Here is an 8,142-nt window from a genome sequence, read left to right on the forward strand (position 1 = left end):
GGGTGGAAGCAGAGCAAAGGTGGCTGAGGTAGGGCCGGCGGCTCCCCTCCGAGCAACAGCGCGGCCCGCGCTCTGCCCAGCCGCGCCGGCTGGTGCGACCCAGGTCGTCGCTGGCTAGGCTGAGTGCCATGTCCGCCGACGCCACCCCGGCCGCCCCCGAGCCGTCCACTGACGCTCGTCGGGGTGACGTCGTGGGTGCTGTTGGGCCGGCGGTTCCGACTCCACGACCGGTGCCGCCCATCGAGAGCACCGGCGATCCCGACCAGGACGATGAGGCCGACGTCCAGCCCGCCGCGCCAGCGGCGGCCGGCCTGACCGAGCGGGAACGGGCCATCCTCGCCTTCGAGCAGCAGTGGTGGCGCCACGCCGGCGCCAAGGAGCAGGCCGTCCGGGACACCTTCGGTGTCTCCTCGACCCGGTACTACCAACTGCTCAACGGTCTGCTGGACAATCCCGCCGCGCTTGCCGCCGATCCCGTGCTGATCGGTCGGCTCCGTCGACTGCGTTCGTCGCGCGCCCGCAATCGCCGCCGCTGACCGTCGTCCGTACCGCCTCCCCTTTCGCGCCGGTGTGCCGATTCGGGCTGTTCCTCCCGGCGACGCCTGCCCTGCCGGTCTTCCTGGCCCGGCCAGCCGGCATACCGCATGCCGGCTGGCCAGCCGGGTAGGCGGGTGGCGTTCCGAGGTCGCCAGGCGACCGAGCACCCAGGAGGGGAGCGGAGCATGACGGCAGCGAACCAGAGCGGGCGCGGGCAGCAGGCCCGGCAGGAGGCCTCCCGCGTCGGCCAGCAGGCCACGCAGGCTGGAGGGCAGGTCGCGCACACAGCGGCCGAGCAGGGCGGGCAGGTGGCCGCAGAGGCGCGGCGACAGGCGCAGCAGTTGACCGGTCAGGCCAGTGGGCAGCTTCGGGACCAGGCGCAGACGCAGCAGCGGCGCGCCGCCGAGGGCCTACGCGACCTGGGTCGGAACCTGGGCTCGATGGCCGACCGGGACGGCGACTCCGGGCTGGCCGGTCACGCGGTACGCCGGGTGGCCGACGCCGCCCAGCAGGCTGCCGGGTGGCTCGACGAGCGCGAGCCCGGCGAGGTGCTCGACGAGGTACGCACGTACGCGCGGAGCCACCCCGGGACGTTCCTCGCGGGTGCCGCGGTGGCCGGGCTGCTGGTCGGGCGGCTCACCCGTGGCCTGACGGCGCCGCCCTCGGGCGATGGTCAGGGTGGGAGCGCGTCCGGCGCTCCGCCGTCAGCGCAGGGCGCTCAGCAGCCGTACGTCGGGACGGCACGGGCGCGGAACGTCTCGCCCGCCGGTCAACCGGACCCGGGCCTCCCCGGCGGGGTGGCCCCGTGAGCGCCCCGGAGAAGGAACGGACCCAGGCCTCGGTCGGCGACCTGCTGGGCGATGTGACCCGGGACGTGTCCACGCTGGTGCGCAAGGAGGTCGAGCTGGCCAAGGCCGAACTCCGCGAGGAGGTCAGCCAGGCTGGTAAGGCGGGCGGCATGTTCGGCGGGGCCGGGCTGGCCGGGTTCCTGGCAGTGCTCTTCGTGTCGTACGCCCTGTGGTGGGGGCTGTCCAACACGATGGACCAGGGATGGGCGGCGCTGATCGTCGCGGTGCTCTGGGCCGTCGTGGCCGGTGGTCTCTTCATCAACGCCAAGACCCAGTTGAAGCGGGCACGTGCGGTGCTGCCGCGGACGAAGCAGACCGCCCGGGAGATGCCGAACGCCCTGCGGGGTCGGTGAGCGAGTCGGGAGGGAACAGGTCATGTCCAGTGATCCGGATCGGATCCGGTGGGAGATCGAGGCCACCCGCAACGAGCTGAGCAGTGACGTCGACGCGTTGGCCGACAGGGTCAACCCGCGTCGGATCGCTGGTGATCGGGTCGAGCAGGCACGCGGCGCGTTCACCCGAGCGAAGGAGAAGATGATGGGCAACTCGCACCATCTCGGGCAGGAGACCGGTCAGCGGATGTCGCACGCGGCCGGGTCCGTACGCGACGAGACTCGTTCGCTCGGGCAACAGGGCCGTGAGCAGGCTCAGGGCAACCCGATGGCGGCTGGCCTGGTCGCCTTCGGCGTCGGTCTGCTGGCCGCCTCGCTGATCCCGCCGAGCGGGCGCGAACGGCAACTCGCCGGACGGGAGCGGAGCATGGTGAGTGAGCACTCCGATCAGTTGCGTGGGCAGGCGAGCCAGGTCGGCCACCAGATGCAGGACAACATGCGGGAGCCGGTGCAGCAGGCGGCGCAGTCGGTGCGGTCCAGCGCCCAGCAGGGGATGTCCGCGGTACGCGACCAGGGCCGCTCGGCTGCTGGCCAGGTGCAGGGGGAGGCGCATGCGGCCGCCGACGACCTCCGGCAGCGCTGACCCGGTCGGCGCGGCGGGGCCGGCGCCGGTGATGCGGGTACGTTCCGCGTCCGCGCCGGCCCCGGGCCGGCCGGTCAACGAGGACCTGGTCTTCCGGATCGGCCCGCTGGTCGGCGTCCTGGACGGCGCGACCGTGCCGGAGGGCTTCGACACCGGCTGCGTGCACGGGCCGGAGTGGTACGTCCGGCACCTGGCCGCCCGGCTCGGCGTGGCGGAGGCGGCCCGCCCGGCGGCCCGGCTGACGAGCAACCTGGCTGCGGCCATCCTCGCGGTACGGGCCGACCACGGCGGGCAGTGCGACCTCGACCGACCCGGCACCCCGTCCAGCACGGTCTGCCTCCTGCGTGACTGCGGCGACGAGGTGGACTACCTGGTGCTCTGCGACAGCCCACTGGTCCTGGACGTCGGCGGTCAGGTCAGCGTGGTGACCGACAACCGCCTGGACGAGGCGATGGCCGAGTTGCGCGAGACGGTGGCGACCGTGCCGGGCGGCGCGGCCGACCCGGTCACCCGGTTCCGGCACGCGGTGAGCATCCAACGGGAGCGGATGAACCGCACCCACGGGTACTGGGTCGCGGCGTCGGACCCGGACGCGGCCTTCCACGCGGTGACCGGGTCGGTGCCCCGGCGAGGTCCGTCGGCGATTCGCAGGGCGGCACTGCTCAGTGACGGTGCGTCCAGCGCGGTGGAGCAGTTCGGGCTCACCGACTGGGCCGGTCTGCTGGATCTGCTGAGCGTCGACGGGCCGGGCGCGTTGATCGACCGGGTCCGGGACGCCGAGCGCGACCACCCCGACCGGCTGCGCCGGCACAAGCCCACCGACGACGCATCGTTGGTGTTCTGCGAGTTCGACCCGACGGTGTGAACACCAACGGGTGACAACAGAGCGTGATGAGCAACACCCGGGCCGCCCGACCGGCCGGTACCGGTAGCCGGACCGCCAGTGCATCGCCATTGGGGTGGACTTCGGCCGATGAGGGCGGCAGACTGCGGCACGTGGCGGGTGCGGTCCGGCTGGAGCCGGTGGACGAGCAGAACTTGGAGCCGTTGCTCTCCGTAGCGGCGGCCGAGGCGGAGCCCGGCGATGTCATGCCTCCGGTCGAGGCTCCCGCCGGCTGGTCGCTCGCCCGCCGGGAGGCGTTCCGCGAGTTCCACCGGGCGAGCTTCGGCGGGCTGGACGGGCCGACCCGCTCGCAGATGTACGCGATCCTCGTCGGCGGCGAGGTGCTGGGCATGGTGCGGATGACGCGCTGTGACGAGCCGGGCACGGTGGAGATTGGCATGTGGCTCGGCCGCTCGGCACGTGGACAGGGGATCGGCGCGGCCGCCCTGCGGGAGCTTCTGAACGCTGCCGCTCGGGCGGGCATGCGGGCCGTGGTGGCCGAGACCACCCGGGACAACGTCGGTGCCGTCGCCGTGCTGACGAAGTGCGGGGCCAAACTGCACGAGGAGGGCGACAAGGTGCGCGCCGAGATCTGCCTGGACTCGACGCCACCCGCGCTCTGAGGGGTTTTCTCTGTGCCCGGGGCCGGCCGGCGGCGACCGCGGAGGTCACCGCCGACCGCCTGGATCAGGCCGGCACCCGGATGATGTCGTAGTCGGTGCTCGGCGTCGACTCCACGTCGAACCGACCGTTCACCACGTACAACGCCGAGCCGAGCAGGTCACCGGTGGCCGGCGAGCGCAGCTGTGGGCCGGTGACCTCCCGCTGCACCACCCCGGCGGTGAATCCGGCGTTCATCCGGACCACCGCGATGACGTTGCTCAGGTTCCGGATCACGTAGAGGGTGCGACCACGCAGCACCAGCCCGTCGGCCCGCTCCACCGAGTAGCCGCCGAGGTCGACGAGACGGCTGTGGCCGGTACGCGGGTCGATGCGTACCAGCGTGCCGCTGAGCATCTGCGCGACGAGCAGATCCCCGTCCGGCAGCTCCACGATCCCGTTGTGGTAGACGTCCGGCGTGGCGGCCGGACCGCTGAGCCGCAGTACCCGGAAGGCGGTGGGGGCCGGCAGTCGACCACCCGGGCCCAGCGGCACCACGTACAGCACCTGCAGTGCGGAGTCGGTGAAGTAGACCGCCCGCTCGGTGATCACCAGGTCGTTGATGTAGCTGACGCCCGGCTGGTCGTTGAACTGGTAGTGGGCCAGCTTGGCGCCGGTGTCCGCGTCGTAGACGCTGGCGCCGCCACCGGAGTAGTCGGCGGTCCAGAGTCGGCCGTGCTCGTCGAGCTTGAGGCCGGCCTTGTCGGTGCCGGGTGTGCCCGGGATCAGCACCGAGCCGCGCCCGGTCCGTAAGTCACCGCGCCACACCGCACCGTCCAAAATGGACCCTACATACACGGTGGTACCCCGGCCGATGGTCAACCCTTCCGGAGTGAAGCCGTCGGGCAGGGCGATCCGGGCCGGGAACGGCTTCGTCGGATGAGCCGTCGCCGGCGAGCCGACCGTGGCGAGGGTCGCCGCCGCGACCAGGGGAACGATGAGAAGGGACAGCAGCTTTCGCAAGGAACACCACCTGACGTCCGTGTGGATGACTCCACAGGGGAATGTGACGTCCTATGAACTCGCTGGGCCCGCCGAAAGGTTGGCTACCGGCTCAATCCCGTTTCGCCGCGTACGCGGCCAGCCAGGCGACCTGGGCCGGGTCCAGTGACGGGCGTACGCGTGCCCGCGCCGTCGACACGTGCTCGGCGGTGACCGTGGCGGCGGCGAGCGACTCCCGCATCGCGGCCAGCGCCGCCTCCCGGACCAACGCCGCGCAGTCCGCCGCGGAGAAGCCGGCCAGCTCGTCGCCGAGAGCGGCCAGGTCGACGTCCGGTGCCAGCGGCACCTGCCGGGACGCGGCCCGCAGGATCTCCGCGCGGGCCGGCCCGTCCGGCGGTGGCACGTAGACCAGCCGCTCCAACCGGCCCGGCCGCAGCAGCGCCGGGTCGACCAGGTCGGGCCGGTTCGTCGCGCCGACCACCACCACGTTGCGTAGCGTCTCCACCCCGTCCAGCTCGGTGAGCAGCGCGGCGACGACCCGGTCCGTGGTGCCTCCGTCGGTGGCCTGGCCGCGTACCGGCGCCAACGCGTCCACCTCGTCCAGGAAGATCAGGGTGGGAGCTGCCTCCCGGGCCCTGCGGAACAGCTCGCGGACCGCCCGTTCGCTCTCGCCGACCCACTTGGAGAGCAGTTCGGCGCCCTTCACCGACAGCACGTTGGCTCGCCCCGACCCGGCCAGCGCGGTGACCAGGTACGTCTTGCCGCATCCCGGCGGTCCGTAGAGCAGCACACCGCGCGGCGGCTGCACCCCGAGCCGGGCGAAGGTGTCCGGGTAGGTCAGTGGCCACAGCACCGACTCGGTGAGCGTCTGCTTCACCTCGTCCAGGCCACCCACGTCCTCCAGGGTCACCGAGGCCAGATCAAGGGTGGACGCGGCCATCGTGGTCGGCCGGACCACCTCCAGAGCGGCGCTGAAGTCGGCCATCGACACCGTCGGCGTCTCGGCGGACTTCTGCCGCAGTGCGGCGCGTACCCCGGCCTCCCGGACCAGCGCGGCCAGGTCCGCCGCGACGAACCCGGGGGTACGCGCGGCCACCTCGTCCAGCCGGACGTCGTCGGCCAGCGGCACCTGCCGGGTCAGCACGGTGAGCTGCTCGCGGCGCATCGCCTGGTCGGGGAGCGGGATGCTGATCCGCAGCGACAGCAGGTCGGGCGCGCGCAGCGCGGGGTCGACCGCCTCCGGTCGGCCGGTGGTGCAGACCACGGCGACACCGGCTCGGATGCTCTCCGCGAGCACCTGCCGGAACACCGTGGCCAGCGGGCCGGGCTCGTCCGCCGGCGCGAGCGCCTCGACGTCGCTGACCAGCAGCACCGCTGGCCCGCCGGCTCGGGCGGCCGTCGCCGCGGCGCGCAGCCGCTCGGCGGCGGCCTGGTTGGCCAACGCAGCCACCTCGGGCGCCCACAGCGGGTGTACGCGGGCACCGACCCGGGCGGCAACGGCTCGGACCAGCGCGGACTTTCCCGAGCCGGCCGGACCGACGAGCAGCACCCCCAACGAGATGGTGGTGCCCAGCCGGCCCAACACCTCCCGGTGGTGGAAGCCGAGGTCGAGCAGTTCGGTCAGCTCCTCGGCCTGGGCCCGCAGCCCGGGCAGCTCGTCCACGTCGGGAGCGTCGTCCGGAGGGTCCACCGGCGGAGCCACGTCTGCCGTCCGAGGCGGTTGCGCCGGCGTGGCGTCGGCGGGGGCGGGTCCGCCGTGGGTGGCCGGGCCGTGTTCCCAGGCGATCACCGTGTCCATGGTGACAAGCGCGCCAGCGGTCGGCTCCACGGTGCACACGGTGAGCAGAGTGCTGGTCCAGGCGAAACCGACAGTGTTGGCGAGGCTACGTCGAGCCACCTCGACCAGGCTGCGCACCGAGGCGTCCGGCAGCACGTCCTGCGGCAGCAGCGACACGTCGTCGCCGCCGGTGAGCACCTTGCCCAGCAGGGCCAACCGGAGCATCTCCGGGCTGACCGCCGCGACCACCCCCACCGGCCCGGCCAGGATGACCCGGCCCGCCGGGATCACCGGCACCGGGCTCACCCGTACCTGACCGCCGTCGCGCACGCCCAGGTTGCCCAGCGTCAGATCGTCGGCGTACAGCAGGGCACTGCTCGCGCCCGGCGCGGCTGCCGCCACGATCCCCGCCGTCACCCGGCGGCCGGCAAGCCGGACCGGGTCGCCGGGGCGCAGCCCCAGCGCGGTCAGCGCCTCCGGATGCAGCCGCACGATGCCCCGCCGGGCGTCCAGTGCGGCCGGCCGCAGGCTCGCCGTCAGAGTCAGGTCGGGTTGCGCCACCGCCCGACCGTAGCCGCCGGCAGCCAGCCCCGCCGGTCAGCGCCGCGGATCCAACTCGTCCAACAGCGACGGGTCCCGCCGGATCAGCTCGGCCAACCGGGCCGCCGGGTCCGGGGTCAACCCGTCCGTACCGGGCGCCCACGCGGGCACGGTCCGACCGGACAGCGGCCAGGCCGGCGGAGGTTCCACCGGGGGTGTCGGGGCCGCCGAGGCCGTCGGAGGTGCCGGGGCCGTCGGGGGCGTCGGAGGCGCCGGGGGCGCCGGCCCGACCGTGACGTCCGGGCCGTTCCAGGAGACCCGCAACGGGTACGTCCGCCCCGCGTGCTCCACGTGCACGGTCACCGCCAGCCCGGGGTACGCGCCGACGACCTGGCGGACCACCTCGGCCACCTCCTCGACCGGCCCCCACCCGGGCACGTCGCCCGGGGCGGGCACTCCCGCGTGGCGTGCGCCGTACCGGCCCGGCCCGGCGTTGCGGGCGTCGCTACCGCCGAGCCCGGGAGGACCCGGCGGTGACCCGGTGTCGTCCCGGTCGTCGGCCCGCCGGCGCAGCGCCTCCTCACGCCGGGCCAGCCGAGCCAACGTCTCGTCCAGGTCGCCCCTCACCGGATCACCCCTTCCCGCCACGGCCGGAGCCTGTCGGCTCAGGCGCTCCTGTCCCGGGTGGCACGTTCCAGCGCACGGTCCAGGACGACCAGCAGGGCATCCCGCACCGAGAGCCGGTCCCGGGCGTCGAACTGCACCAGAGGAACGTGGTCACCGATGGCCAGAGCCCAACGGATCTCATTGAGCTCCAGGGCCAGTCGCCCGTCGAAGGCGTTGACTCCGACCACGAACGGCAGCCCCGCCCGCTCGAAGAAGTCGACCGCCGGAAAGCAGTCGTCCAACCGGGCGCTGTCCACCACCACCAGCGCGCCGAGCGCCCCGCGGGCGAGGTCGTCCCACATGAAGCCGAACCG

10 protein-coding genes are annotated in these 8,142 nt (G+C 73.6%); 6 read left to right on the forward strand and 4 right to left on the reverse strand.

Features of this window, described 5'->3' with window-relative positions; all coding sequences use genetic code 11:
- Window positions 1-128: 128 nt before the first annotated feature.
- From C7C45_RS12510 to C7C45_RS12535, 6 genes are all read left to right on the forward strand, one after another.
- Window positions 129-536 (forward strand): DUF3263 domain-containing protein, encoded by a 408-nt coding sequence (locus C7C45_RS12510; RefSeq protein ID WP_110563785.1) that lies wholly within the window; start codon window positions 129-131, stop codon window positions 534-536.
- 186 nt (window positions 537-722) lie between these two features.
- Complete coding sequence (locus tag C7C45_RS12515; RefSeq protein ID WP_110563786.1) at window positions 723-1,346, forward strand: hypothetical protein; 624 nt, start codon at window positions 723-725, stop codon at window positions 1,344-1,346.
- On the forward strand, window positions 1,343-1,738 hold the full coding sequence (locus tag C7C45_RS12520; RefSeq protein WP_110563787.1) for a phage holin family protein: 396 nt from the start codon (window positions 1,343-1,345) through the stop codon (window positions 1,736-1,738). Before C7C45_RS12515 ends, C7C45_RS12520 begins: the two co-directional genes overlap by 4 nt.
- 22 nt (window positions 1,739-1,760) lie before the next feature.
- Window positions 1,761-2,360: a DUF3618 domain-containing protein gene (locus C7C45_RS12525; RefSeq protein WP_110563788.1), complete on the forward strand. Its 600-nt coding sequence runs from the start codon at window positions 1,761-1,763 to the stop codon at window positions 2,358-2,360.
- Window positions 2,329-3,225 (forward strand): hypothetical protein, encoded by an 897-nt coding sequence (locus tag C7C45_RS12530; RefSeq protein ID WP_110563789.1) that lies wholly within the window; start codon window positions 2,329-2,331, stop codon window positions 3,223-3,225. The genes C7C45_RS12525 and C7C45_RS12530 overlap by 32 nt, the downstream gene beginning before the upstream one ends.
- Before the next feature lie 131 nt (window positions 3,226-3,356).
- Window positions 3,357-3,866: a GNAT family N-acetyltransferase gene (locus tag C7C45_RS12535; RefSeq protein ID WP_110563790.1), complete on the forward strand. Its 510-nt coding sequence runs from the start codon at window positions 3,357-3,359 to the stop codon at window positions 3,864-3,866.
- 64 nt (window positions 3,867-3,930) lie between these two features.
- Here C7C45_RS12535 and C7C45_RS12540 read toward each other — a convergent pair whose 3' ends face one another.
- The 4 genes from C7C45_RS12540 to C7C45_RS34950 form a co-directional block, all read right to left on the reverse strand.
- The gene (locus C7C45_RS12540) at window positions 3,931-4,866 is read right to left on the reverse strand and encodes an SMP-30/gluconolactonase/LRE family protein (protein ID WP_110563791.1); all 936 of its coding nucleotides are present in this window, start codon (window positions 4,864-4,866) and stop codon (window positions 3,931-3,933) included.
- A gap of 91 nt (window positions 4,867-4,957) precedes the next feature.
- Entirely contained in the window at window positions 4,958-7,183 is a 2,226-nt protein-coding gene (locus C7C45_RS12545) for an AAA family ATPase (protein WP_110563792.1), read from the reverse strand.
- A gap of 36 nt (window positions 7,184-7,219) precedes the next feature.
- Window positions 7,220-7,789, reverse strand: coding sequence for a hypothetical protein (locus C7C45_RS12550; RefSeq protein WP_110563793.1), 570 nt, complete (start codon window positions 7,787-7,789; stop codon window positions 7,220-7,222).
- Window positions 7,790-7,827: 38 nt separating this feature from the next.
- Window positions 7,828-8,142: GTP-binding protein (locus C7C45_RS34950; protein WP_244200349.1), on the reverse strand; the 315-nt coding region annotated here is incomplete at its 5' end.

Source organism: Micromonospora arborensis (assembly GCF_003205615.1).
GTDB classification, from domain to species: Bacteria; Actinomycetota; Actinomycetes; order Mycobacteriales; family Micromonosporaceae; genus Micromonospora; species Micromonospora arborensis.